Annotated in this window: 22 protein-coding genes; 14 read left to right on the top strand and 8 right to left on the bottom strand. The window is 67.0% G+C overall.

Annotation, left to right across the window (positions count from 1 at the left end):
* Positions 1-27: 27 nt before the first annotated feature.
* Complete coding sequence (locus C8J24_RS05860) at positions 28-2,151, bottom strand: AsmA family protein (protein WP_107930934.1); 2,124 nt, start codon at positions 2,149-2,151, stop codon at positions 28-30.
* 199 nt (positions 2,152-2,350) lie between these two features.
* On the opposite strand from C8J24_RS05860, the gene rpmI reads away from it, so the two are divergent.
* The 7 genes from rpmI (at position 2,351) to C8J24_RS05825 (ending at position 9,915) form a co-directional block, all read left to right on the top strand.
* Complete coding sequence (gene rpmI / locus C8J24_RS05855) at positions 2,351-2,554, top strand: 50S ribosomal protein L35 (protein WP_031395289.1); 204 nt, start codon at positions 2,351-2,353, stop codon at positions 2,552-2,554.
* 19 nt (positions 2,555-2,573) lie between these two features.
* Positions 2,574-2,939 carry a 50S ribosomal protein L20 gene (gene rplT / locus C8J24_RS05850; protein WP_031395288.1) on the top strand — a complete coding sequence of 122 codons (366 nt, stop codon included), beginning with the start codon at positions 2,574-2,576 and terminating at the stop codon, positions 2,937-2,939.
* 246 nt (positions 2,940-3,185) lie between these two features.
* Entirely contained in the window at positions 3,186-3,527 is a 342-nt protein-coding gene (locus tag C8J24_RS05845; RefSeq protein ID WP_107930931.1) for a GIY-YIG nuclease family protein, read from the top strand.
* A gap of 22 nt (positions 3,528-3,549) precedes the next feature.
* Positions 3,550-4,644, top strand: coding sequence for a phenylalanine--tRNA ligase subunit alpha (pheS, locus tag C8J24_RS05840; RefSeq protein ID WP_208620933.1), 1,095 nt, complete (start codon positions 3,550-3,552; stop codon positions 4,642-4,644).
* A complete protein-coding gene (pheT, locus tag C8J24_RS05835; RefSeq protein WP_107930927.1) occupies positions 4,641-7,055 on the top strand; it encodes a phenylalanine--tRNA ligase subunit beta in 2,415 nt (804 codons plus the stop codon). Before pheS ends, pheT begins: the two co-directional genes overlap by 4 nt.
* 190 nt (positions 7,056-7,245) lie before the next feature.
* Entirely contained in the window at positions 7,246-8,121 is an 876-nt protein-coding gene (locus C8J24_RS05830; RefSeq protein ID WP_107930925.1) for an aldose 1-epimerase family protein, read from the top strand.
* Positions 8,122-8,346: 225 nt separating this feature from the next.
* Positions 8,347-9,915 carry a peptide chain release factor 3 gene (locus tag C8J24_RS05825; protein ID WP_031395328.1) on the top strand — a complete coding sequence of 523 codons (1,569 nt, stop codon included), beginning with the start codon at positions 8,347-8,349 and terminating at the stop codon, positions 9,913-9,915.
* A 61-nt stretch (positions 9,916-9,976) separates the two neighbouring features.
* Here C8J24_RS05825 and C8J24_RS05820 read toward each other — a convergent pair whose 3' ends face one another.
* The 5 genes from C8J24_RS05820 to rpmF form a co-directional block, all read right to left on the bottom strand.
* On the bottom strand, positions 9,977-10,336 hold the full coding sequence (locus tag C8J24_RS05820) for a MerR family transcriptional regulator (protein WP_107930923.1): 360 nt from the start codon (positions 10,334-10,336) through the stop codon (positions 9,977-9,979).
* An 8-nt stretch (positions 10,337-10,344) separates the two neighbouring features.
* A complete protein-coding gene (locus tag C8J24_RS05815; protein WP_031395326.1) occupies positions 10,345-10,644 on the bottom strand; it encodes an integration host factor subunit alpha in 300 nt (99 codons plus the stop codon).
* 94 nt (positions 10,645-10,738) lie between these two features.
* Positions 10,739-11,707 (bottom strand): beta-ketoacyl-ACP synthase III, encoded by a 969-nt coding sequence (locus C8J24_RS05810; protein WP_107930921.1) that lies wholly within the window; start codon positions 11,705-11,707, stop codon positions 10,739-10,741.
* Positions 11,704-12,732 (bottom strand): phosphate acyltransferase PlsX, encoded by a 1,029-nt coding sequence (gene plsX, locus C8J24_RS05805; RefSeq protein ID WP_031395324.1) that lies wholly within the window; start codon positions 12,730-12,732, stop codon positions 11,704-11,706. The genes C8J24_RS05810 and plsX overlap by 4 nt, the downstream gene beginning before the upstream one ends.
* Positions 12,733-12,759: 27 nt before the next feature.
* Positions 12,760-12,939, bottom strand: coding sequence for a 50S ribosomal protein L32 (gene rpmF, locus C8J24_RS05800; protein ID WP_031438822.1), 180 nt, complete (start codon positions 12,937-12,939; stop codon positions 12,760-12,762).
* A 207-nt stretch (positions 12,940-13,146) separates the two neighbouring features.
* On the opposite strand from rpmF, the gene C8J24_RS05795 reads away from it, so the two are divergent.
* Together C8J24_RS05795 and C8J24_RS05790 are read left to right on the top strand one after the other, a co-directional pair.
* On the top strand, positions 13,147-13,590 hold the full coding sequence (locus C8J24_RS05795) for an MAPEG family protein (RefSeq protein ID WP_107930919.1): 444 nt from the start codon (positions 13,147-13,149) through the stop codon (positions 13,588-13,590).
* Positions 13,587-15,248 (top strand): M28 family metallopeptidase, encoded by a 1,662-nt coding sequence (locus C8J24_RS05790; protein WP_167396705.1) that lies wholly within the window; start codon positions 13,587-13,589, stop codon positions 15,246-15,248. The genes C8J24_RS05795 and C8J24_RS05790 overlap by 4 nt, the downstream gene beginning before the upstream one ends.
* A gap of 187 nt (positions 15,249-15,435) precedes the next feature.
* On the opposite strand, the gene C8J24_RS05785 is transcribed toward C8J24_RS05790, so the two are convergent.
* A complete protein-coding gene (locus tag C8J24_RS05785) occupies positions 15,436-16,104 on the bottom strand; it encodes an MBL fold metallo-hydrolase (protein ID WP_107930917.1) in 669 nt (222 codons plus the stop codon).
* A gap of 80 nt (positions 16,105-16,184) precedes the next feature.
* Here C8J24_RS05785 and pabB point away from each other — a divergent pair, with 80 nt between their 5' ends.
* The 4 genes from pabB (at position 16,185) to msrA (ending at position 20,288) form a co-directional block, all read left to right on the top strand.
* The gene (gene pabB, locus C8J24_RS05780; protein WP_107930915.1) at positions 16,185-17,945 is read left to right on the top strand and encodes an aminodeoxychorismate synthase component I; all 1,761 of its coding nucleotides are present in this window, start codon (positions 16,185-16,187) and stop codon (positions 17,943-17,945) included.
* 50 nt (positions 17,946-17,995) lie between these two features.
* Positions 17,996-19,195, top strand: coding sequence for a pyridoxal phosphate-dependent aminotransferase (locus C8J24_RS05775; protein ID WP_107930913.1), 1,200 nt, complete (start codon positions 17,996-17,998; stop codon positions 19,193-19,195).
* A 202-nt stretch (positions 19,196-19,397) separates the two neighbouring features.
* Positions 19,398-19,544, top strand: a complete 147-nt coding sequence (locus tag C8J24_RS17520) for a hypothetical protein (protein WP_167396704.1) — start codon at positions 19,398-19,400, stop codon at positions 19,542-19,544.
* 84 nt (positions 19,545-19,628) lie between these two features.
* Positions 19,629-20,288 (top strand): peptide-methionine (S)-S-oxide reductase MsrA, encoded by a 660-nt coding sequence (gene msrA, locus C8J24_RS05770; RefSeq protein ID WP_107931468.1) that lies wholly within the window; start codon positions 19,629-19,631, stop codon positions 20,286-20,288.
* 15 nt (positions 20,289-20,303) lie between these two features.
* Here the strand turns inward: msrA and pdeM are convergent, their stop codons facing one another.
* The gene (gene pdeM, locus C8J24_RS05765; RefSeq protein ID WP_107930911.1) at positions 20,304-20,999 is read right to left on the bottom strand and encodes a ligase-associated DNA damage response endonuclease PdeM; all 696 of its coding nucleotides are present in this window, start codon (positions 20,997-20,999) and stop codon (positions 20,304-20,306) included.
* A 124-nt stretch (positions 21,000-21,123) separates the two neighbouring features.
* Here pdeM and C8J24_RS05760 point away from each other — a divergent pair, with 124 nt between their 5' ends.
* Positions 21,124-23,088: a potassium transporter Kup gene (locus tag C8J24_RS05760; protein ID WP_107930909.1), complete on the top strand. Its 1,965-nt coding sequence runs from the start codon at positions 21,124-21,126 to the stop codon at positions 23,086-23,088.
* The last annotated feature ends 119 nt before the right edge of the window (positions 23,089-23,207 follow it).

The following is a 23,207-nucleotide window of genomic DNA, read 5'->3' as shown; positions in this document are numbered from 1 at the left end:
GTGGCCGCGACCAAAGCCGCCGCGCCGTTAGAAGATCCCGAGAAACTTCTTCTTCTGCCCCTTCTTCTCCGCCTCGGACGCCTTGCCGTCCTCGCCCTTGGCAGTCGTCCCGCGGCCGACATCGTCGCGGGTCTCGCCCTCGGTCGTCCGCTGCGCCTTTGCGGTCGCGCCGGCCAGCACCGGGCCGCACGCGGTGGCCTTCGCATCGCCGACATCCACGAACGCAAGCACACCCGCGACCGGCGTCGCCACCAGCGCGAGGCCCAGCCCGGTGCCGACGCGGGCGAGCAGGTCCTTCGAGACCACGCTCATCTTCGGTGCCGCGAACACGCCGCCGAACCCGACCGGCGACTGGCCTGCGAACAGGCTGAACTTCTTCGAATCGGCGCGGAAGGCGAGGTCGACCGCCTCGTTGCGGAAGCTGAACCCGCCGCGGCCGACGATCACGTTCTTCTTCGTGTCGATCAGGATCGGGTCCGCTGCCGCCACACCGCCGCGCACGGTGAAGCCGATCAGGCCGCAATTGACCTGGACCGGCTCGTCGAGCTTGCCCTGGAACATGCGCTGCGCGAACGTGCCGATGTCGAGCTCGGCGAGCTGGACGTTGCGCACCGACAGTGCGCCCGACGGCATCACGAACGCGATCCGGCCGCGTGACGACGCCAGCGAATCATGGATCGAATCGCCGCGCCCGTCGAGTTTGATCCGCCCCTTGATCGTCCCGGTCGTCCCCGCCTCGGCAAGCCCATAGCCCTTAAGCAACCGCCCCATCGGGGTCGGTGCGAGGCGGATGTCGTACGACACCGCGCTCGGCCGCGAACGCGTGTCGAAGACCGCGTCGGAGGCGACATTGCCGCGCGCCATCGCAAACGTCAGCGGCGACAGCGCCAGCCGCCCGCGCTCGAGGTCGAGCGTCAGGTCGACGTTCGAGATCGGGATGTTCTTCGACCGGACCACGCCGATCGTCCATTTCAGGTCGGCATCGAAGATCTGCATCGTCTCGACCGGGAAATTCCCATCGGGCAACAGGCGTTGCGCGCCCGCGCCGGTCGCGGCGGCAGCCGCCACCGCGCCGCGGCTCTCAACGATGTCGGGATTGTAGCCGATGAACGGCGCGGCATCGACGATATCGAGGCTCTTCGTCGCCAGCACCGAATCGAGGTGGATGCGCTCGCCATTGGTAATCGTCAGCTTGCCCGCCAGATCGGTCTTCCCCGCCACGCCGGTGATCCGCGTGAAATGATATTCCTCGCCCTGTTTCACGAGCTGCCCGCGCAGCCGATAGGTGCGTGTGTTCGGGATCGCGACGTCGATCACGCCGAGTAGCGTCGACAGGTTTGCGCCGCGCGCGGTCACCGCGAGCGGCACGTTCTCGACGTCCGCGATGCTCGGCAGCGTGCCGGCGACGTCGATCACGTTGCCCGTCGCGCGCATCCGCGCGACCAGCTTGTTCTGTCCCCGATTGGCAGTCGCGTCGGGCGACAGCAGCTGCGCGGTCACCGTGAACGGCGTCTCGCGCAGCTGGCCGGTGCCCTTGAGGCCGACCGCGCGGCCGATCGTCGCATCGACCGAGCGGATGTCGGCGACATCGAGATTGGCGAGCACGCGCATCCGCGGGTCGAGATAGCGCACGCTCGTCCCCGTCACCGTCGCCACGTCGATCCGCGGGAATTCGAGCGGCTCGCCGCCCTTCTTGTCGCTGAACGTCCAGCTGTTGGCGGTATGCGCGGCATTCCATTCGAGATCGACCGCGCCATTGACGAGATCGAGCCAGTAGAGCCGCCGCTTGCCGAAGATCAGCGACAGCGGCGCTATCCGCGTGTCGAGCTTGTCCGCCTGGAATAAATTGGGCCGGCTCGCCCAGTCGGGGTTGGAGAGCGTGAAGCGCTCGGCATAGAATTTGATTCGGAACGGCGCGAAATAGAGCTGGAAATCGCCGCCGACCGTCACCGTCCGGTTGGTCATCGACCCGACGATCCGCTCGAACGGATGCTTCAGGAAGCGACCCTTGGTGATGTAGAGTACCAGCCAGATCGCGGCGATCACCGCGACGATCCCGATCAGAATGTTGCGCAGGATCCGCCGTTTGCGCCTCTTCTGCGCCGCGGCGGGCGGGGGGGCGTCGATCGGCTGCGTCGGGCTGGCGTCCATGATAAGCCTATCGCATGGCGGGCGTAGCGGTTCCACTATGGTCGGATGCCGCATTAATCCGGGAATGCGACTTGAGATTTCGGACCGATGCGGGTATCGGCCCCGCTTCCTCGAAGGGATGCGCGTTCGACGAATCGCCCGGCCAGTGTGGGCTGCCGCGGCGATTTCAGCGTTTCCCTTCGTAACCGAAAGGATAAAAATGCCCAAGCTGAAGACCAAGAGCGGCGTCAAGAAGCGCTTCAAGCTCACCGCCACCGGCCTGCTCAAGCACGGCGTCGCCGGCAAGCGTCACCGTCTGGCGCATCACAACGGCAAGTACATCCGTCAGAACCGCGGCACCAAGCTGCTGTCCAAGGCCGATACCGCAGCAGTGAAGGCCTGGGCGCCTTACGGCCTGCGTTGAGCTGAGAAGGAATTAGACAATGGCACGCGTAAAACGGGGTGTTACCACCCGCGCCAAGCACAAGCGTATTTTGGTTCAGGCGAAGGGCTATTATGGCCGTCGCAAGAACACCATCCGCATCGCCCGTCAGGCCGTCGAAAAGGCCGGACAGTACGCTTACCGCGACCGCAAGGTTAAGAAGCGCACCTTCCGTGGCCTGTGGATCCAGCGTATCAACGCCGGCGTCCGCGCCGAGGGTCTGACCTATTCGCAGTTCATGCACGGCGTGAAGCTGGCGGGTATCGAACTCGACCGGAAGGTCCTGGCCGACATCGCCATGCACGAGGGCGCAGCCTTCAGCGCGATCGTCGCACAGGCGAAGGCAGCACTTCCCCAGGCCGCGTAATCCGCGACTGAGGTTGGGTTTGAAAAGGGCGCCGGTGGGAAACCACCGGCGCCCTTTTTCGCGTTTTGGGTTCGCCAGCCCGTCATCCCCCCTCCCGTCATCCCGGCGAACGCCGGGCCCCACGATTACGGCGGACCCGGCGATAACGTGCTACCATCACCCGGCCCGCAACCATGGGTCCCGGCGTCCGCCGGGATGACGGATATAAAAGATCCGGGGGAGGGTGATCAAAGGGGAGCACCAGAAATGCGCGAAACCTTTCAGCCCTGCGTATACATCCTCGCCTCCCGCCGCCACGGCACGCTCTACGTTGGCGTCACCTCAAATCTGCTCGCGCGGCTGGTTCAGCACCGCGAGGGGTTGATCCCCGGCTTCACTCGCCGGTACGGCATCAGTCGTCTCGCCTATTACGAGATGTTCGACACGATGGAGGCCGCGATCGTTCGCGAGAAGCGGCTGAAGGAGTGGCGAAGAGCGTGGAAGATCGAGCTGATCGAAGCGCGCAACGAAAATTGGGACGATCTGGGTATCGGTCTGGGGCTGCCCCGCCTACCCGATCTGCCGACCGAACCCGTCCTGGGAGTATGACGTGACGCAAGACCTGAACCAGATGCGCGAACACATGTTGGCGGCGATCGCCGCGGCATCCGGCCTCGACGCGCTGGAGGCGTGCCGGGTCGAGGCGCTCGGCAAGCAGGGTACGATCACCGCGCTGCTGAAGACGCTTGGCAAGATGACCCCCGACGAGCGCCTCGTGCAGGGGCCGCTGATCCAGGGGCTGCGCGAGGCGGTCGCGAACGGCATCGCAGATCGCAAGGCGACGCTCGAACGCGCCGCGCTCGACGCCCGGCTCGCCAGCGAAACGCTCGACATGACGCTGCCCGCCGACGCGCCCATGCCCGGCACGATCCACCCGGTCAGCCAGGTCATGGACGAACTCGCCGAGATCTTCGCCGACCTGGGCTTCGCGGTCGCGACCGGGCCCGAGATCGAGACCGACTGGCATAATTTCTCCGCGCTCAACATCCCCGAGACGCATCCGGCGCGCGCGATGCACGACACCTTCTATCTCCAGCAGGGGATCGACGCGAAGGCCGCGGGCACCGCCGACGAGAAGACGACCTTCTCGCTGCTCCGCACGCACACCTCGCCCGTCCAGATCCGCACGATGCTGAGCCAGAAGCCGCCAATCCGCATCATCGCGCCGGGCCGCACCTACCGCTCGGATTCGGACGCGACGCACACGCCGATGTTCCACCAGGTCGAGGGCCTCGTGATCGACAAGGGCATCACGCTCGGCCATCTGAAGTGGACGCTCGAAACCTTCGTGAAGGCGTTCTTCGAGCGCGACGATATCGTGCTGCGGATGCGCCCGAGCTATTTCCCGTTCACCGAACCCTCGGTCGAGATCGACGTCGGCTACACGCTCGTGAAGGGCAAGCGCGTCGTCGGCGGCGCCGAGCCAGACGGCTGGCTCGAGATTCTGGGTAGCGGCATGGTCCACCGCAAGGTGATCGAGGCCTGCGGGCTCGATCCCGACGAGTGGCAGGGCTTTGCGTTCGGCTGCGGGATCGATCGGCTCGCGATGCTCAAATACGGCATGGACGACCTCCGCCCATTCTTCGACGGCGATATCCGCTGGCTGAAACATTATGGTTTCTCGAGCCTCGACGTCCCCACTTTGTCGGCAGGAGTCGGCGCATGAAGTTCACGCTCAGCTGGCTCAAGCAGCATCTCGACACCACCGCCACGCTCGACCAGATCGTCGACGCGCTGACGCGGATCGGCCTCGAGGTCGAAGGCGTCGAGAACCCCGGCGAGAAGCTTGCCGCCTTCAAGATCGCCAAGGTCCTCACCGCCGAACGCCATCCGCAGGCTGACAAGCTCCAGATCCTGTCGGTCGACGCCGGTGACGGCCCGCTCCAGGTCGTCTGCGGCGCGCCCAATGCACGCGCGGGGCTGGTCGGCGTGTTCGGGGCGCCCGGCGCCTACGTCCCCGGTCTCGACGTCACGCTGAAGCTCGCGAGCATCCGCGGCGTCGAATCGAACGGCATGATGTGCTCGACGCGCGAGCTGGAACTCGGCGAGGATCATGACGGGATCATCGAGCTGCCCGAGGACGCGCCGATCGGCACGCCGTACCCGGATTATGCCGGGCTCACCGATCCCGTCATCGACGTCGCGATCACCCCCAACCGCCAGGACTGCATGGGCGTGCGCGGCATTGCGCGAGACCTCGCCGCAGCCGGCATGGGCACGCTCACGCCGCTGATCTTCGATCCCATCGTCACCGACGGGGCAGGGCCATCGGTCCGCACCGAGGACGCCACGGGCTGCCCCGCCTTCTTCGCGCAGACCGTCACCGGCGTGACCAACGGCGACTCCCCCGACTGGATGCGTCGCAGCCTGCTCGCGATCGGCCAGAAGCCGATCTCCGCACTCGTCGACATCACCAACTACCTGATGATCGACCTCGGCCGGCCGCTGCACGTCTATGACCGCGCCAAGCTGTCGGGCGGCCTCGTCGCGCGGAAAGCCAAGGACGGCGAACAGGTCGTCGCGCTCAACGGCAAGACCTACACGCTCGACGCCAGCATGACCGTCATCGCCGACGACGTGGCGGTGCACGACATCGGCGGCATCATGGGCGGCGAGCATTCGGGCGTCTCGGCCGACACCACCGACGTGCTGATCGAATGCGCCTATTTCGATCCCGACCATATCGCGCGCACCGGCCAGAAGCTCACGCTCACCTCCGACGCGCGCAGCCGCTTCGAACGCGGCGTCGACCCCGCCTTCCTCGAAGACGGCCTCGCGATCGCCACCGCGCTCGTGCTCCACGTATGCGGCGGCACCGCGAGTGAGGTCACGCGCTCGGGCGAGCCACCGCTCGAACCTCGCGTCGTGCACTACGATCCGCGCCTCAGCGCAGACCTCGGCGGCCTCCACGTCGCCCCCGAACGCCAGGCCCGCACGCTGCTGTCGCTCGGCTTCACGATCGGTGCGATCAAGAGCGCGGATGCGTTCAGCGATGCGCTGTTCTCGACGATCGAGGGCAAATGGCCGGTGACGGTCCCGAGCTGGCGCCGCGACGTCGACGGCCCCGCCGACCTGGTCGAGGAAGTCGTCCGGATCGAGGGCATCGACAATATCCCCTCGACTCCGCTGCCGCGCATGCCCGGCGTCGCCAAGCCGACCGCCACGCCCGAGCAGAAGCTCGAACGCCGCGCGCGTCGCGCCGCCGCCGCCCGCGGCCTCGACGAGGCGGTGACGTGGAGCTTCCTTTCGGAGGCCGAAGCCGCACCCTTCGGCGGCGGCGCGTGGACGCTCGCCAACCCGATCAGCGAAGACCTGAAGGTCATGCGCCCCTCGCTGCTCCCCGGCCTGCTCGCCGCGACGGGGCGCAACCTCAAGCGTGGCCAGCAGAGTGTCCGCCTGTTCGAGATCGGTCGCCGCTATCTTGCCGACGCAGAACGCGCGACGCTCGGCGTGGTGCTGGCGGGCGACCGCCGCCCGCGCGGCTGGCGCGAGGGCAAGGCCGCGAGCTTCGACGCCTATGATGCGAAGGCCGAAGCGCTCGCACTGCTCGCTGCTGCCGGCACACCGGTCGACAATCTGCAGGTCATGGGGGAGGCGGGTGATGCCTGGCATCCGGGTCAGTCGGGCACGCTCCGGCTCGGGCCGAAGACGGTGCTGGCGAGCTTCGGCATGCTGCATCCGCTGGTGCTGAAGGCGTTCGACCTCGACGGCGCGGTCGCCGCGGTAGAGATCTATCTCGACGCGATCCCGCCCAAGCGGGCCTCGGGCTTCGCCCGCCCGGCCTACACGCCGCCGGCGTTGCAGGCGGTCCGCCGCGACTTCGCGTTCCTCGTGCCGATGGCGCTTGCGACCGATGCGCTGGTCCGTGCGGTCAAGGGCGCCGACAAGGCCGCGATCGTCTCGGCGCGCGTGTTCGACGTGTTCACCGGCCAGGGCGTCGAGGACGGCCACAAGTCGGTCGCGGTCGAGATCGTCCTGCAACCCACCGCCAAGAGCTTCACCGACGAGGAGCTGAAGGCGGTCGCGGACAAGGTCGTCGCGGCGGCAGCGAAGCAGGGCGCGAGCCTGCGCGTCTGAGCGTCTCCTCACCCTCCAACACCACCCCGGCGAAGGCCGGGGCCCAGTTGAGGAACGGGTGTAACGGCGGACAGTCCCTCGTTACTTCCACCTTTCCAACTGGACCCCGGCCTTCGCCGGGGTGGGGCCGCCGGGTTGTCCGATGAGCGTTTTGAAGACCCGCGTGTTCGACCACGAAGGAAGGACCCCAATGACCGACCTGATCACGATCGCCAACGACCACCTCACTGCGCAGATCAACCCGCTCGGGGCCGAGCTCACGTCGCTGAAGGATGCAGACGGGCGCGAGCTGATGACCAATGCCGACCCGGCCTATTGGACCGGCCACGCACCGATCCTCTTCCCCGTCGTCGGTCGCCCCTACCGCGACACGATCCGCGTCGACGGCGCCGAATATTCGATGAAGCAGCACGGCTTCGCGCGGCGCATGGCATTCGCGGTATCCGAGCAGCAGCCCGGATCGGTCGCCTTCACGCTCGAGGCGACGCCCGAGACACGCGCGGTCTATCCGTTCGACTTCCGGCTGACGGTAACGTTCGCGCTGGTCGACGCGACGCTGAGCGTCGACGTCGCGATCACCAACCCCGCGGAGCAGTCGCTTCCGGCGAGCTTCGGCTTCCACCCCGCCTTCGCCTGGCCGCTGCCTTACGGGGAGGATCGCGCCGACCACCGCATCGTCTTCTCGGCCGACGAGCCCGATGCGCTGCGCATGATCGCCGACGACGGCACGATCGCGGAGGGGGAGCGGCCCTCGCCGCTGGAGGGGCGGACGCTGCGCCTGCAGGACGCGCTGTTCGCAAAGGATGCGCTGGTCTGGGATTCGGTCCGGTCCGATTCGGTCACCTATGGCGCCGAGACCGGCCCGCAGCTGCGGATCGACTTCCCCGACACGCCGATGCTCGGCCTCTGGACCAAGCCGGGCGCGGCCTATGTCTGTGTCGAGCCGTGGCACGGCATCGCCGACCCCGAAGGCTATGACGGCGACTTCCGCGCCAAGCCCGGCATGTTCGAGATCGCTGCAGGCGCCACAAAGAGCATCGCACTCCGCGTAACGCTGCTCCCCTGAAAGCCCCTCCCCTTCAGGGGAGGAATTGTGGTGGGGGGCCCCGCAAGCACCACGCTTATGATGACACCCCACCCCCAGCCCCTCCCCTGAAGGGGCGGGGAGCAGCTATCGCTCGACGGCCCCCCTGTCCTCCGGCCCCCGCATCTGCCAAGAGCGGCAGCATGACCGCCGGACTCCCGGCCCAACCTTCTTTGCGAGCCGCGACAGGCTCCCCGGACCCACGCCATGACCCAATTTCCCCGCCGCACCTTCGCGATCATCTCGCATCCCGACGCCGGCAAGACCACGCTGACCGAAAAGCTGCTCTATTTCGGCGGCGCGATCCATCTCGCGGGCGAGGTGAAGGCGCGCGGCCAGAACCGGCGCGCGCGCTCCGACTGGATGAAGATCGAGCAGCAGCGCGGCATCTCGGTCACGTCGTCGGTGATGACGTTCGAACGCCAGGGAATCACCTTCAACCTGCTCGACACGCCGGGCCATGAGGACTTCTCTGAGGACACCTACCGCACGCTGACCGCGGTCGACTCGGCGGTCATGGTGATCGACGCCGCCAAGGGCATCGAGCCGCAGACGCGCAAGCTGTTCGAGGTCTGCCGCCTGCGCAACGTGCCGATCATCACCTTCGTCAACAAGGTCGATCGCGAGGGCCGCGACCCGTTCTCGCTGCTCGACGAGGTCGCCGAGATGCTTCAGCTCGACGTCTGCCCGATGAGCTGGCCGGTCGGCATGGGCGGCGAGTTCGAGGGGGTGTACGACCTCTACGCCAATACGCTGAGCCGCCCCGAAGGCGACAGCCGCGAGTTCATGGGCAAGGCGATCCCGTTCGCTGGTATCGACGACCCGGAGTTGGCCAAGATTCTCAGCCCCGAAGCGATGATCCGCCTGAACGACGAAGCCGAACTCGCACAGGGCGGCTATTCGAGCTTCGACGCCGACGCCTATCGCGCAGGCAATCTGACGCCGGTGTATTTCGGCTCGGCGCTCAAGGACTTCGGCGTCGCCGAGCTGATCGCAGCGCTCGCGGACTACGCCCCGCCACCGCGCGCGCAGCCCGCCGAGCCCGCCCCCATCTCCCCCGACGAAAGCGAAGTCACCGGCTTCGTGTTCAAGGTGCAGGCGAACATGGATCCGAACCACCGCGACCGGATCGCGTTCATGCGGCTGTGCTCGGGCGTGTTCAAGCGCGGCATGAAGCTGACGCCCACGGGCCACGGCAAGCCGATCGCGGTCCATTCGCCGATCCTGTTCTTCGCGCAGAATCGCGAGCTGGCGGACGAGGCGTTTCCCGGCGACATCATCGGCATCCCCAACCACGGCACGCTGCGCGTCGGCGATACGCTGAGCGAACGCGCCGCGATCCGCTTCACCGGATTGCCGAACTTCGCGCCCGAAATACTGCGCCGCGTCGTGCTGAAGGATTTCACCAAGACCAAGCAGTTGCGGAAAGCGCTCGACGACATGGCCGAGGAAGGGGTGACTCAGGTCTTCTACCCCGACATCGGCTCGAACTGGATCATCGGCGTCGTCGGGCAACTCCAGCTCGAGGTGCTGCTCTCGCGCCTCGACGCAGAGTACAAGGTCGCGGCCGGGCTCGAGCCTGCGCCGTACGAGACCGCCCGCTGGATATCGGCGGAAGACCCGCAGGAGCTCAAGACCTTCGCCGAGATCAACCGCGGCGCGATGGCGAAGGATCGCGACGGGAACCCGGTGTTCCTCGCCAAGAGCGCGTGGGAGGTGAATTACATCGCCGACCGCTATTCAAAGATCCGCTTCGCCGCGACCCGCGAACGGTAAGGGACCGCCATCGATCGTCATCCCCGCCCGCGCGAGGATGACGAACCGGCAGGCATGCGGATCAATCCGCGGCCAGGGCCTCGGCGAGCATGTCGCGGATCGCGCGCAGTGACGTGATCGGCGTCTCGGCGGGCGCAACGATCTCGGGAGCGACCGCGGGCGGTGCGCCCTTTTCGGCGGCCAGCAGCTGCTGTACGCCGCGCACGGTATAGCCGTCGCGATTGAGCAGCTGGTCGATCCGGCGCACCAGCGCGACGTCCTCGACGCGGTAATAGCGACGATTCCCGGCACGCTGGAGCGGTCGGAGCTGGGGAAAACGCGTTTCCCAGTAGCGCAGGATATGCTGTGGCAAGCCGGTATCGTTCGACAGTTCGCCGATGGTCCGGAATGCGGTACTGGCCTTGCCGGAACTGTCCGGCATCGCGTGCCTCAGCCTGCGCCGACGATGCGTTCGCGCATCATCTGGCTTGCGCGGAACGTCAGCACGCGGCGCGGTGCGATCGGCACCTCGACGCCCGTCTTGGGGTTGCGACCGATGCGCTCGCCCTTGTCGCGCAGAACGAACGTACCGAAGCCGGAAATCTTGACATTCTGCCCGCTGGTCAGCGCTTCGCACATCTCGGTCAGGATCTGTTCGACGACTTTTGAGGCATCCGATCGCGAAAGTCCGATTTCGCGATGAAGCGATTCGGCTAGATCGGCTCGTGTCAGCGTACCCGTCATTGTCATTCCGAAACTCCCACACCCATTGCGGTACCTACACAAGCAGCGTGATCATCGGAAGAGCTTTATCGGACAAATTGCAACTGGCTTTCAGTTGCGTTTAGAAGCGGATGACGGCCGCACCCCAAGTAAAGCCGCCACCCATCGCCTCGAGCACGACGATCTGGCCCTGCTGGATCCGTCCGTCACGGACCGCCACGTCGAGCGCGAGCGGCACCGACGCCGCGGAGGTGTTGGCATGCTGGTCGACGGTGACGACGACGCGCTCGGGGGCAAGGCCCAGCTTGCGCGCGGTCGCGTCGAGGATCCGGGCATTCGCCTGGTGCGGCACGACCCAGTCGACCTGGTCCGCGGACAGGCCCGCCATCGCCAGCGATTCGGTCATGACGGCGGCAAGGTTGGTCACCGCGTGACGAAACACCTCGCGGCCCTTCATCCTGAGCTTGCCGACCGTCCCGGTGGTCGAGACGCCGCCATCGACATAGAGAAGCTGGTTGTGCCGCCCGTCGGCGTGCAGCTTGGTGGTCAGGATGCCGCGTCCGCCCTCATCGGCGGTGTCCTGCGCCTCGAGCACGATCGCGCCCGCGCCGTCGCCGAACAGGACGCAGGTCGTGCGATCCTCCCAGTCGAGGATCCGGCTGAACGTCTCGGCGCCGATCACCAGCGCGCGCTTGGCGACGCCGCTGCGGATCATGCTGTCGACGACCTGGACCGCGTAGAGAAAGCCCGAGCAGACCGCGGCGACGTCGAACGCGACGCAGTCGTCGATGCCGAGCATCGCCTGCACCTTGGTCGCGCTGGCGGGGAAGGTCTGGTCGGGCGTCGCGGTGGCGAGCACGATCAGGTCGATGTCCTGCGCGTCCACGCCAGCTGCAGCGAGAGCCGCGCGGCAGGCGTCGGCCGCCAGAGTCGCGGTCGTCTCACCTTCGCCGGCGATATGGCGGAACCGGATGCCGGTGCGCTCGACGATCCATTCGTCGCTGGTGTCGACCTGTTCCGCCAGCTGCGCATTCGAGACGCGGCGGACCGGCAGGGCCGATCCGGTGCCGGTAATGACCGAACGGATCATGCGGCTTCCTTGACGTTGCCCAGATCGTCGCTGATCCGGCGGACGAGGTCGTTTCTCACCATCTTGGCGGCGTTGCCGATCGCCGTCGCCACGCCGCGCTCATTGGCGCCGCCATGGCTTTTGACGACGATGCCGTTGAGCCCGAGAAACACCGCGCCGTTGTGATTATTGGGATCGAGATGATCGCGCAGCAATTCGGTCGCGGGCTTCGAAATCAGGAAGCCGAGCTTCGACCGGACCGAGCTGCGGAACGCGCGCTTGAGCAGGTCGGCGACGAATCGCGCAGTGCCCTCGGCGGTCTTGAGCGCGATATTGCCCGAAAAGCCGTCGCATACGACGACGTCGACATCGCCGCGCGACAGCCGGTCGCCTTCGATGAAGCCGGTGAAATCCATGTCGAGCTTGGGCGTCGCGCGCAGCATGGCGGCGGCCTCGCGAATCTCGTCGGTGCCCTTCATGTCCTCGCTGCCGATATTGAGCAGCGCGACACGCGGATGGGCGATGTCGAGTGCGGTGCGTGCATAGGCGCCGCCCATGATCGCGAACTGGACAAGGTTGCGCGCATCGCACTCGGTATTCGCACCGAGGTCGAGCATCACCATGTCGGTGTCGCCAAGCGTCGGGAGACGCGCGGCGAGCGCCGGGCGATCGATGCCCGGCAGCGTCCTGAGCGACAGCTTGGCCATCGCCATCAGCGCGCCCGTGTTGCCGCTCGAGACCGCGGCTGCAGCACGCCCCTTTTTGACGAGATCGATGGCGATGCCCATCGATGTCGTTTTGGCGCGACGAATCGCCTGGCTCGGCTTGTCGCTTGAGCCAACCACCTCGGGGGCATGGACGATCTCGGAGTTGAGTTCGAGATTCGGATGAGCTTTCAGCCCGTCGCGAATCGCGGTTTCGTCACCGACCAGCAGGAAATGCATGCCGTCAAACTGGCGTCGCGCACGCGCGACGCCCGCCAGCATTACCGCCAGCCCGTCATCGCCACCCATCGCATCGACGGCGATCCAGGCGCTGTCGGGCATGCTCACGTCCTTCGCTCAGGTAAGGGCTCAGCCCTCGACCGAAAGGATTTCGCGACCGTTGTAATGGCCGCAAGACGTGCAGAGGTTATGCGGGCGCTTGAGTTCGCCACAGTTCGGGCACTCCTGAAATGCCGCGATCGTCAGCGAATCGTGGCCACGGCGCATGCCGCGCTTGGAGGGCGAGGTTTTTCTCTTGGGGACGGCCATTTCGGCACCTTGTTCTTTATAAAGGTCGGGGCTCCGATAGGCCCGGACGAAGGAGTCGGCAACCGACTGTTAAGGTCGGCCGCGTGAGCTACCATACGGCCTGACGCATCGCGAAGCGTGGCGCTATAGCGATAATCGCCTGCGTTGCAAGCATGGTGGCACAGTGGCACGACCCGCGCACACCGGAAACATCGAGGAATAAGCTGCATGATCCTGCCCGTAACCCTGACGATCGCCGCCGCGGCCGCGGTCATCAATCTCTGGCTGGCCTTCCGGATCGTGCCGACTCGCCTCAAGGACAATGTCCTGCTGGGCGACAATGGCAATCCGGTCCTGCAGGGGCGGATGCGCGCGCAGGCGAACTTCGTCGAATATGCGCCCTTCATCCTGATCCTGTTCGCGCTGATCGAACTGGGTGGCGGATCGCCCCGCTGGTTGTGGATCGCCGGGGTCGTTTTCGTCGTCGCGCGAATCGCGCACGCCTTCGGCATGGACAAGACGACGTCGAACCTGCCGCGCGCCGGTGGCGCACTCGCGACCTGGGCGCTGATGGCGCTGCTCGCGGGCTGGGCGCTCACGATCGCCTATCAGGCCGGTACCACGCCGTCGGTCACGACGTTCCAGACGGCACCGATCGAGGGTCGCGCATGAGCATCGTCCGGAATGTCGCCGCCCTCCTCGCCACGCCGATGCTGTTCGCGGTCGCGACGCCCGGCCTTGCGAAGGACGGCCAGGCGCAGGACGCCATCTCGCCCGAGCATCTGTCCGCCGATGTCAGGACGCTGGCGTCGGACGCGTTCGAGGGCCGGGCACCGGGAACCGCGGGCGAAACCAGGACGATCAACTGGCTCATCGCGCAGTTCAAGGCGATGAAGCTGTCGCCGGGCGGGCCAGACGGCAGCTGGACGCAGGCGGTGCCGCTGGTCCACACGCGGCTGGCGCAGGGCAGCGTGCGCGCCGGGGCCACGCCGCTGGTCCAGGGCCGCGACGTCTATCTCAGCACGGTGCGCGGGGTCGACCGCGTCGCGATCGCCGACGCGCCGATGGTCTTTGTCGGCTACGGCGTCACCGCGCCCGAACGCGGCTGGGACGACTTCAAGGGTCTCGACCTGAAGGGCAAGGTCGCGGTCTTCCTGGTCAACGACCCCGATTTCGAGGCGGTGGCGGGCGACGACGCGAAGGGCCGGTTCGGCGATCGCCGCATGACCTATTATGGACGCTGGGCCTACAAGTTCGAGGAGGCCGCGCGGCGCGGCGCGGTGGCGGCGCTGATCGTCCACGACACGCCGGGTGCCGGCTATGGCTGGGCGACGGTCACCGCACCCGCGGGCGAGAATTACGACATCGTGCGCGAGGATCCGACCTCGCGCGTGCTGCTGCAGGGGTGGATCGAAGGGGCCGCCGCGACCCGGCTGTTCGCCGCCTCCGGGCTCAACCTCGCCACATTGCGCAAGGCCGCGCGGCATAGCGATTTCCGCCCCGTCGCGCTGAAGCAGCGGTTCACGACCGACCTTCCCGTCCGTCATGACACGGCGGAGAGCCGCAACGTGCTGGCGATGCTGCCCGGCAAGACCCGTCCCGACGAAGTGGTGATGTTCGGGGCGCATTGGGATGCGTATGGCGTCGGCGCGCCCGATGCGCAGGGGCGCACGATCCGCCCGGGTGCCAATGACGACGCGCTCGGCGTCGCGGGCGTGCTCGGCCTTGCCCGCAGCTTTGCCGCCGCGCCGCGCACCGACCGCAGCCTCGTCTTCGCGTTGTGGAGCGGGGAGGAGCGGGGGCTGCTCGGGTCGGAAACCTATGCGGTAAAACCGGTCTATCACGCGGCGAAGACGGTCGCCAACCTGACGCTCGACATTCTCCAGACGGCAGGGCCGGCGCGCGACGTCCTGCTGGTCGGCGCGGGTCAGAACAGCCTCGAGGACATGCTGGGCGATGCGGCGAAGGCGCAGGGCCGCGTCGTAACCCCCGAAGCGCTCCCCGAACGGGGGCTGTTCTACCGCGCGGATCATTTCTCGGTTGCACGGCGCGGCGTGCCGACGCTGTTGCTGATGGCGATCAGCGGCGCGTCCGACCTCGTGACGGGCGGGCGCCCGGCGGGGCAGGCGTGGCTCGACGGCTATATGAAATGCTATCACCAGACGTGCGACGCGTGGGAGTCGGACTGGGATCTGCGCGGCGCGGCGCAGGATGTCGGTCTGTTTAAGACGATCGGCACGAAGCTGGCGAACAGCCGCTTGTGGCCGGAGTGGCGCGACGACTCCGAGTTCAAGTCGGTCCGGGCTGAAAGCGCGGGGGAGCGGAAGTAGGACTTAGCCCACTCTCGCTACCACCCCGGCGAAAGCCGGGGTCCAGTTGGGAAGGTTGCAGTAACGGCGCGCTACCTCCGCCAATCTTGGTCCCCCAACTGGGCCCCGGCCTTCGCCGGGGTGGGGTGATTGGCGCGTTGGACATCTGCTTCCCGGTGTCCTTCCGCCTCCGCGGGAGAACAGGGACCTACGCCGCCAGCGCCCGATCGCTCACGAACAGGTTCGTCGCACGTTCATGCGCGAACGTGCTCGCCGGGCCGTGCCCCGGGATGAAGCTCGTGTCGCTGCCCAGCGGCCACAGCTTCTCGACGATCGAGGACAGCAGCACGCGGTGATTGCCGCCGGGCATGTCCGATCGTCCGACCGACCCCTGGAACAGCACGTCGCCGACCTGCGCGAATTTCGATGGCGCGTGATGGAAGATCACATGGCCTTCGGTGTGCCCCGGCGTCTCGTAGACATCGAGAACGAGATCGCCGACCGACACCCGGTCGCCCTCGACCAGCCACCGGTCGGGTTCGAAATTGACGCCCGCGATCCCGTATTTCGGCCCGTCCTGGTCGAGCCGCTGGAGCCAGAAACGGTCGGCCTTGTGTGGCCCCTCGATCGGCACTGCCAGATCGTCGGCCAGCGCCTTCGCCTCGCCGGCATGGTCGATATGCCCGTGCGTCAGCAGGATCTTCTCGACCGTCACACCCGCCTCCGCGATCGCCGCCTTGATTCGCGGCAGGTCGCCGCCGGGATCGACCACCGCCGCCTTCATCGTCGCGGTGCACCACAGCAACGTGCAGTTCTGCTGGATCGGCGTGACGGGGATGATCGCGGCACGCAGCGGCGGCAGGGAGGTCTTTGTCATTCCGGCAAAATAGGGCGGCGGGCGGTTTCGGGCAATCGCCCCTTGCGGTTTGCCTGTCGCCCCGTGCATCAGTCGGCACGATGTGGACTGCGCCCTTCGTGTTGCTTGATGATGCCCGGGAGGCGGGGGCACCCGCGCGCCTGTACGACCGGCCTGTCCGGGTCGTTCGCGCGGACACCCCCGATGCCGTGCAACCCGCGCTTGCGGAGATCCGTCGCGGACTGGCCGAGGGACTGCATGCCGCGGGGATGCTGGCCTATGAGGCGGGGATGACGTTTGCGTCGCGTGCGGTCGATGCCGGCCCGCCGGACGGCCCGTTGCTGTGGTTCGGCCTGTTCGAGCGCTACGAGACGATCCCCGCGGCGGCGCTGCCCGCGCTGTTGCCCGATCCCGCCGGGATCTGGGTCGGGCCGCCGCAGCCGCAGATCGACCGCGAGGCCTATGATGCGCGAATCGCGCGGCTGCTCGCGCTGATCGCGGCGGGCGACATCTATCAGGCCAATCTGACCTTTGCCGCGACCGTACCGTTCATCGGCGATCCCCGCGCGCTCTATGCCCGCCTCAGACACCAGGCGCGCGCCGGCTATGGCGCGCTGATCGACACGGGCGACGAGACCTGTCTGTCGCTGTCGCCCGAACTCTTCTTCACGCTCGAGGGCGATCGGCTGACCTGTCGGCCGATGAAGGGCACCGCGCCACGCGGCGCCACGCCCGACGTCGATCGCCGCCTTGCCGAGGAGCTGGCCGCCGATCCGAAGCAGCGCGCGGAAAATCTGATGATCGTCGACCTGATGCGCAACGATCTGTCGCAGGTCGCGCAGGGTGTCTCGGTCCCCGACCTGTTCACGGTGGAGACCTATCCAACCGTCCACCAGATGACCTCGACGGTGGCAGCGCGGCTGACCCCCGGTCGCGATGCGATCGATGTGCTCGCCGCGCTGTTCCCCTGCGGCTCGATCACCGGCGCGCCCAAGCAGCGCGCGATGGAGGTCATCGCAGAGGTCGAGCAGGCCCGCCCCCGCGGCCTCTATACCGGCGCGATCGGCCGGTTCGATCCGAGTGGCGACGCCGCCCTGAACGTCGCGATCCGCACGCTGACGGTGCGCGACGGTGGCGCGGTGATGGGGCTCGGCTCGGGGATCGTCGCGGACAGCGTCGCCGACCAGGAATGGCAGGAATGCGCGGACAAGGCGGCCTTCGTCACCGCCGGACAGCGCAAGCTGGACCTGATCGAGACGATGGCGTTCGACCCCGAACATGGGGTGATGCTGCTCGAACTGCATCTCGCCCGGCTGACCGCGAGTGCTGCGGCGCTGGGGTTCAGCTTCGATCGTCACGCGGTTCGGAACGAGCTGCAGGCGGCGACCTTCCGGTTGCGCGGTCCGCGGCGGATCCGGCTGGTCGTCGCGGCATCGGGCGCGGTCGCGATCCAGGTCGGTCCGTTGCCGGTCACGCCCGCGCAGATGACGGTGGCGATCGTCCCGCTGCCCGTCGCGCCCGCCGATATCCGGCTGCGCCACAAGACCAGCGACCGCGCCTTTTACGACGACGCGCGGCGTGCCGCGGGCACCACCGAAGTGGTGTTCGAGGCGCCCGACGGCTTCCTGACGGAGGGCAGCTTCACCTCGCTGTTCGTCCCGCGCAACGGGGTGCTCGTGACCCCGCCCGCGGGCGCGCTGATCCCCGGCGTGCTGCGCGCCGATCTGCTCGCCAGCGGCCAGGCGATCGAGGGACGGTTGACGCGCGCCGACCTCGCCAACGGGTTCCGGATGGGAAATGCAGTACGCGGGCTCGTTCCGGCCGTTGTTGCGGTTGCGAAATCAGGCAATCGCGGCGTATAGCCCGCGCGAATTCCGCAGGCGCCGCTGCGGTCAACCGCAGAGGTTTCACCATGCACGCATCCGCCGCCCTTGGCCGCATCAGCCCTTCGCCGACCCTCGCGATTACGTCGCGTGTGCTCGAACTGAAGCGCGCCGGCGTCGACGTGATCGGGCTGGGGGCGGGCGAGCCTGATTTCGACACGCCCGATTTCGTCAAGGACGCCGCGATCCAGGCGATTCGCGACGGGAAGACGAAATACACCAATGTCGACGGCACGATCGAGTTGAAGCAGGCGATCGCCGCCAAGTTCGCGCGCGACAATGGCCTGACCTATGCGACCGACCAGATCAGCGTGAACGTCGGCGGCAAGCACACCCTGTTCAACGCGATGGTCGCGACGATCGACCCGGGTGACGAGGTCGTGATCCCCGCACCCTATTGGGTCAGCTATCCCGACGTCGTGCAGTTCGCCGGCGGTGTGCCGGTGATCGTCAAGGCCGGCCCCGAGGTCGGCTACAAGCTCGCACCCGAGGCGCTCGACGCGGCGATCACGCCCAGGACCAAGTGGGTGATCCTCAACTCGCCGTCGAACCCGACCGGCGCCGGCTACACGATCGACGAGCTGAAGGCTCTGGGCGCGGTGCTCGCGAAGCACCCGCATGTCTGGATCTTCGCCGACGATATGTACGAGCATATCGTCTATGACGGCTTCAGGTTCGCGACGATCGCCGAGGCCTGCCCCGAGCTGTTCGAGCGCACGCTGACCGTCAATGGCTGTTCGAAGGCCTATGCGATGACCGGCTGGCGGATCGGCTATGCGGGCGGCGCAAGCTGGCTGATCAAGGCGATGGCCAAGCTCCAGTCGCAGTCGACCTCGAACCCGTGCTCGATCGCGCAGGCCGCCGCCGTCGCCGCGCTCAACGGCGACCAGTCGTTCCTCGCCGAGCGCAACACCGCCTTCCAACGCCGCCGCGATCTGGTCGTGTCGATGCTGAACGAAATCGACGGCATGGAATGCCCGACGCCCGAGGGGGCGTTCTATGTCTATCCGTCGTTCGCCGCGCTGATCGGCAAGTCGACGCCGAACGGTCGGCTGATCGACACCGACGAGGCGATGGTCGGCTATCTGCTCGACGATGCCAAGGTCGCAGTCGTGCAGGGCGCGGCGTTCGGCCTCAGCCCGGCGTTCCGGATCAGCTATGCCACGTCGGACACGCTGCTGCGCGAGGCCTGCACGCGGATCCAGACCGCCTGCGCCGCGCTGCGCTGATCCAGCACGCCCGGCAACATCGCGGACATGCCCGGACATCCGCCAGCAACCCTGCTGGCGGATGAACGGATTGGCCACATCGCGTTAATCGACCGTTTCCTAAAACGGCATTGTGAAGACGCGGCATCCCCACGACATGCTGGGTCGTAGCTGACGTGATCCACCGGGATCACACCAAGTCTGATTTCAACAGGAGCGCATGATGCGCAATCTTATCAAGTCGAGCTTTCTCTGGCAGTTTACTGGCGGTTTTGTTCTGGGTGCGCTGGGTCTCCTTGCGTTCCAGCCCGCCGAGGCAACCCAGCCGGTGTATGGCGCGCCCGTGCACACCGCGCCCGCCCAGCACTGAGCCTGCTGAATCCCGGTAATCGGTCGCCGAAAGGCATTCCGCGCCGGGGCTGGAAACGTCATCGAGACGCCCCACATGATCAACATGCACACGCCCCTTTTCGCAACGCTCGCCGCCGTCGGACTCGCCGGTGCGGTCATCGCCACCGGTTCTGCGCAGGCAGAGCGCGCGGTCATCATCCCGGCCGCGACCGTCGACGTGCCGCGTACGGGCAACCTGCAGACCGCGGTGCTGGCGGGTGGCTGTTTCTGGGGGCTCGAGGCGGTGTTCGAGCATGTCCGCGGCGTCAAGGGCGTGACCGCAGGCTATGCCGGCGGGACCAAGGCGACCGCGACCTATGAGCAGGTGTCGAGCGAAACCACGCGGCATGCCGAGGCGGTGCGGATCAGCTATGATCCCCGCGTCGTGAGCTACGCCACGCTGTTGCGCGTCTATTTTTCGATCGCGCATGATCCGACGCAGCTGAACCGCCAAGGTCCCGACAGCGGGACCAGCTACCGCTCGGCGATCTTCCCGCAATCGCCGCAGCAGGTGCGGGTCGCACGGTCCTATATCGCGCAACTCGGCCAGACCCGTGCGTTTCCGCGGCCGATCGTCACGACGCTGGAAACCGGCAGCTTCTATCCCGCCGAAGCCTATCATCAGGACTTTTTCGACCGGAATCCGACGCATCCCTACATCGTCGCCTGGGACAAGCCCAAGCTCGCGGCGTTCCGTAAGGCCTTCCCGACGATCGCCAGCTAACGCCGGCTGATCGCGTCAGGCTGACACGGCGATCCGCGCGTCCGCCGGTCGCGCCGCGACCGGAAACCGCAGCATCCGGTCCGCGACCGGCAACAGTGCCTGCGCACCACTGCCCACGGCGCGGATGATCTCGGGATGGTCGACGTCCAGCCCGCCCGTCAGCGAACCGAAGGCGGGCAGGATCAGCTTGGTCTGGGTCGCGACGAAACACCGCCGCGCGACCTGCTTGCCGCGCAGCCGAAGGCGCAATTTGGGATGGAAATGGCCCGAGAGTTCGGGCCGGGTCTCGCGCGGATCGGCCTCGTGGCGCAGCACCAGGCCATCGACACAGGCCTCGTCGACGACTGTGCCACCGCACCGATCGAGGATCATGGGGTCATGATTGCCCGTGATCCAGGTCCAGTGCGTCTTTTGTGTCATGGCGCGCAGCATCGCCTGCGCGCGGTCCGGCAGCCGGTCGCAGCCGTCGCTGTCGTGGAAACTGTCGCCGAGACACCAGATCTCGGTCGCGCCGGTCGCGTCGAGCACGGCGGCGAGTTCGGTCAGCGTCGCGATCGAATCATAAGGTGGCAGCATCTGGCCACGGCTGGCGAACCAGCTCGCCTTTTCGAAATGCAGGTCGGCAACCAGCAAGGCGTGTCGCGCGGGCCAGTAAACCGCACCTGCCGCCAGCGCCGAAAGCGTGTGTCCGCCGAACGAAAAGGGAACCATCAGGTGGCCATGCCGTCGGTCGACGTTCGAATCAAGCGATTGTGCAGCGCAGCGTCGAACACTTGCGCATGGCTGCAATCGGCGTAAAGCGCGCCGTCCCATCAGGAGGAGCGCTTTTCGCGCCATGTCGTCCGTCGCCGGAACACCCCAGCCCGCTGAAACGTCCACCGATCTGTCGGCGGCGCATCTTCACCCACACCCGGCGCTTGCCGCGCTGACCGTGGGGGCGATCGGCGTGGTGTTCGGCGATATCGGCACCAGCCCGCTCTATGCCTTCCGCGAAGCGCTCGGGCAGAGCGCTGCGGGCGGTATCGATCTGAGCGAGATTCTCGGCGTGCTCAGCCTGGCGCTGTGGTCGCTGTTCCTCGTCGTCACCGTGAAATACGTCATCTTCCTGATGCGCGCGGACAATCAGGGCGAGGGCGGCGTGCTCGCGCTCGCAGCGCTCGCAAGGCGGGCCCTGGGGGTCCGGTCGAAGATCGCGATCGTGCTCGGGGCCGCCGGCGCGTCGCTGTTCTACGGCGATGCGATCATCACGCCGGCCCTGTCCGTCCTCTCGGCAATGGAAGGGCTACGCACGATCCCGAGCGCGGCGCACATCTTCAACGAGGGCGTGGTGCGCGCGTTGACGATCGCGATTCTCATCGTCCTGTTCGTGATCCAGTCGCGCGGCACCGCGCATGTCTCGAAGCTGTTCGGTCCGGTCTGCATCGTCTGGTTCGTCGCGATCGGTGCGCTGGGCGTGTGGCATATTGCCGACGAGCCCTCGATCGTCCGCGTCTTCTCGCCGACCTACGGTGTCGCGTTTCTCGCGACCCACGGCGTCACCGGCCTGTTCGTGCTCGGCGCGGTGTTCCTGACCGTCACCGGAGCGGAAGCTCTGACCGCGGACATGGGCCATTTCGGCAAACTGCCGATCCGGATCGGCTGGTTCTTCCTGGTCTTTCCCGCGCTCGCGCTCAACTATCTCGGGCAAGGCGCGTTCGCGCTGTCGCAGCTCGAGGATGCCGCGCGTCGGGGCGTCCCGTTCGTCAATCAGGACTGGTTCTTCCTGATGGCACCCGAATCACTGCGCCCCGCGCTGATCATTCTCGCGGGCTTCGCGACGGTCATCGCCAGCCAGGCGGTGATCACCGGCGCGTTCAGCCTGACGCAGCAGGCGATCCAGCTCGGCCTGCTGCCGCGGCTGCGCATCCGCCAGACCTCGGCGGTGTTCGCCGGGCAGATCTACCTGCCCGCGATCAACTGGCTGCTGCTGATCGGCGTGCTGGTGCTGGTAATCCAGTTCAAGACCTCGTCGGCGATGGCCGCGGCGTACGGTATCGCGGTGACCGGCACGATGGTCGTCACCACGCTGCTCGCCTATATCGTCGTGCGGCACCGCTGGAACTGGTCGCGGCCGCTGGCGCTCGCCGCGATCCTACCGTTCCTGACGCTCGACCTGATCTTCTTCGGCGCGAACATCCTGCGCGTGATCGAGGGCGGCTGGGTGCCACTGGTGATCGCGGCGTCGATCGGGCTGATCATCTTCACCTGGGTGCGTGGCAAGAAGATCGTCAGCGCGTTCGAGAAGCGGCAGAGCATCCCGCTCAGCGACCTCGCCGCCGCGCTCGAGAAGCGCCCGCCCGAGCGTGTGTCGGGGACCGCGGTGTTCCTCACCGCCAATCCGCACGCGACGCCCGGCGCGCTGCTCCACAACCTCAAGCACAACAAGGTTCTGCACGAGCGAAACCTGATCGTCAGCATCCGCACCGCGGATCGTCCGTTCGTCGACCAAGCAGGCCGCGCCAAGGTCGAGCGGGTCGATGACAATTTCTCGATCGTCGTGCTGACCTACGGCTTCATGGAATCGCCCGACGTGCCGCGCGATCTTGGTGTCGGCGCGAAGACCGAACAGCTCGGCCTCGACCCGATGCGGACGTCGTTCTTCATCGGCCGCAACACGCTCAAGCCCGACGCGGAAAAGGGCATGCCGCCCTGGCAGGACCGGATCTTCATGTTCCTGCAGCGCAACGCGAGCGATCCGACCGATTTCCTGCGGATCCCGCCCGGCAAGGTGCTCGAACTCGGCGAACAGGTGACGGTCTAAACTCCCTCTCCGCTAGCGGGAGAGGGAAGGGGCCCGCACGGCGAAGCCGGGTGGGAAGGGTGAGGGGAATTGGGGCGGACTGTCCGCGCCTCAAGCCCCTCACCCTTCCGTCGCCTGCG

Origin of the sequence: Sphingomonas aerolata (assembly GCF_003046295.1) — a bacterium.
Lineage (GTDB): Bacteria > Pseudomonadota > Alphaproteobacteria > Sphingomonadales > Sphingomonadaceae > Sphingomonas > Sphingomonas aerolata.
Note: the sequence above shows the minus strand (reverse complement) of the source record. Positions and strands in the feature narration are given on the sequence as shown.

Bases quoted from the DNA above. Each gene is read 5' to 3' on its own strand.
- C8J24_RS05860 (WP_107930934.1), bottom strand. From the start codon at position 2,151: ATGGACGCCAGCCCGACGCAGCCGATCGACGCCCCCCCGCCCGCCGCG.
- rpmI (WP_031395289.1), top strand. From the start codon at position 2,351: ATGCCCAAGCTGAAGACCAAGAGCGGCGTCAAGAAGCGCTTCAAGCTC.
- rplT (WP_031395288.1), top strand. From the start codon at position 2,574: ATGGCACGCGTAAAACGGGGTGTTACCACCCGCGCCAAGCACAAGCGT.
- C8J24_RS05845 (WP_107930931.1), top strand. From the start codon at position 3,186: ATGCGCGAAACCTTTCAGCCCTGCGTATACATCCTCGCCTCCCGCCGC.
- pheS (WP_208620933.1), top strand. From the start codon at position 3,550: ATGCGCGAACACATGTTGGCGGCGATCGCCGCGGCATCCGGCCTCGAC.
- pheT (WP_107930927.1), top strand. From the start codon at position 4,641: ATGAAGTTCACGCTCAGCTGGCTCAAGCAGCATCTCGACACCACCGCC.
- C8J24_RS05830 (WP_107930925.1), top strand. From the start codon at position 7,246: ATGACCGACCTGATCACGATCGCCAACGACCACCTCACTGCGCAGATC.
- C8J24_RS05825 (WP_031395328.1), top strand. From the start codon at position 8,347: ATGACCCAATTTCCCCGCCGCACCTTCGCGATCATCTCGCATCCCGAC.
- C8J24_RS05820 (WP_107930923.1), bottom strand. From the start codon at position 10,336: ATGCCGGACAGTTCCGGCAAGGCCAGTACCGCATTCCGGACCATCGGC.
- C8J24_RS05815 (WP_031395326.1), bottom strand. From the start codon at position 10,644: ATGACAATGACGGGTACGCTGACACGAGCCGATCTAGCCGAATCGCTT.
- C8J24_RS05810 (WP_107930921.1), bottom strand. From the start codon at position 11,707: ATGATCCGTTCGGTCATTACCGGCACCGGATCGGCCCTGCCGGTCCGC.
- plsX (WP_031395324.1), bottom strand. From the start codon at position 12,732: ATGCCCGACAGCGCCTGGATCGCCGTCGATGCGATGGGTGGCGATGAC.
- rpmF (WP_031438822.1), bottom strand. From the start codon at position 12,939: ATGGCCGTCCCCAAGAGAAAAACCTCGCCCTCCAAGCGCGGCATGCGC.
- C8J24_RS05795 (WP_107930919.1), top strand. From the start codon at position 13,147: ATGATCCTGCCCGTAACCCTGACGATCGCCGCCGCGGCCGCGGTCATC.
- C8J24_RS05790 (WP_167396705.1), top strand. From the start codon at position 13,587: ATGAGCATCGTCCGGAATGTCGCCGCCCTCCTCGCCACGCCGATGCTG.
- C8J24_RS05785 (WP_107930917.1), bottom strand. From the start codon at position 16,104: ATGACAAAGACCTCCCTGCCGCCGCTGCGTGCCGCGATCATCCCCGTC.
- pabB (WP_107930915.1), top strand. From the start codon at position 16,185: ATGTGGACTGCGCCCTTCGTGTTGCTTGATGATGCCCGGGAGGCGGGG.
- C8J24_RS05775 (WP_107930913.1), top strand. From the start codon at position 17,996: ATGCACGCATCCGCCGCCCTTGGCCGCATCAGCCCTTCGCCGACCCTC.
- C8J24_RS17520 (WP_167396704.1), top strand. From the start codon at position 19,398: ATGCGCAATCTTATCAAGTCGAGCTTTCTCTGGCAGTTTACTGGCGGT.
- msrA (WP_107931468.1), top strand. From the start codon at position 19,629: ATGCACACGCCCCTTTTCGCAACGCTCGCCGCCGTCGGACTCGCCGGT.
- pdeM (WP_107930911.1), bottom strand. From the start codon at position 20,999: ATGGTTCCCTTTTCGTTCGGCGGACACACGCTTTCGGCGCTGGCGGCA.
- C8J24_RS05760 (WP_107930909.1), top strand. From the start codon at position 21,124: ATGTCGTCCGTCGCCGGAACACCCCAGCCCGCTGAAACGTCCACCGAT.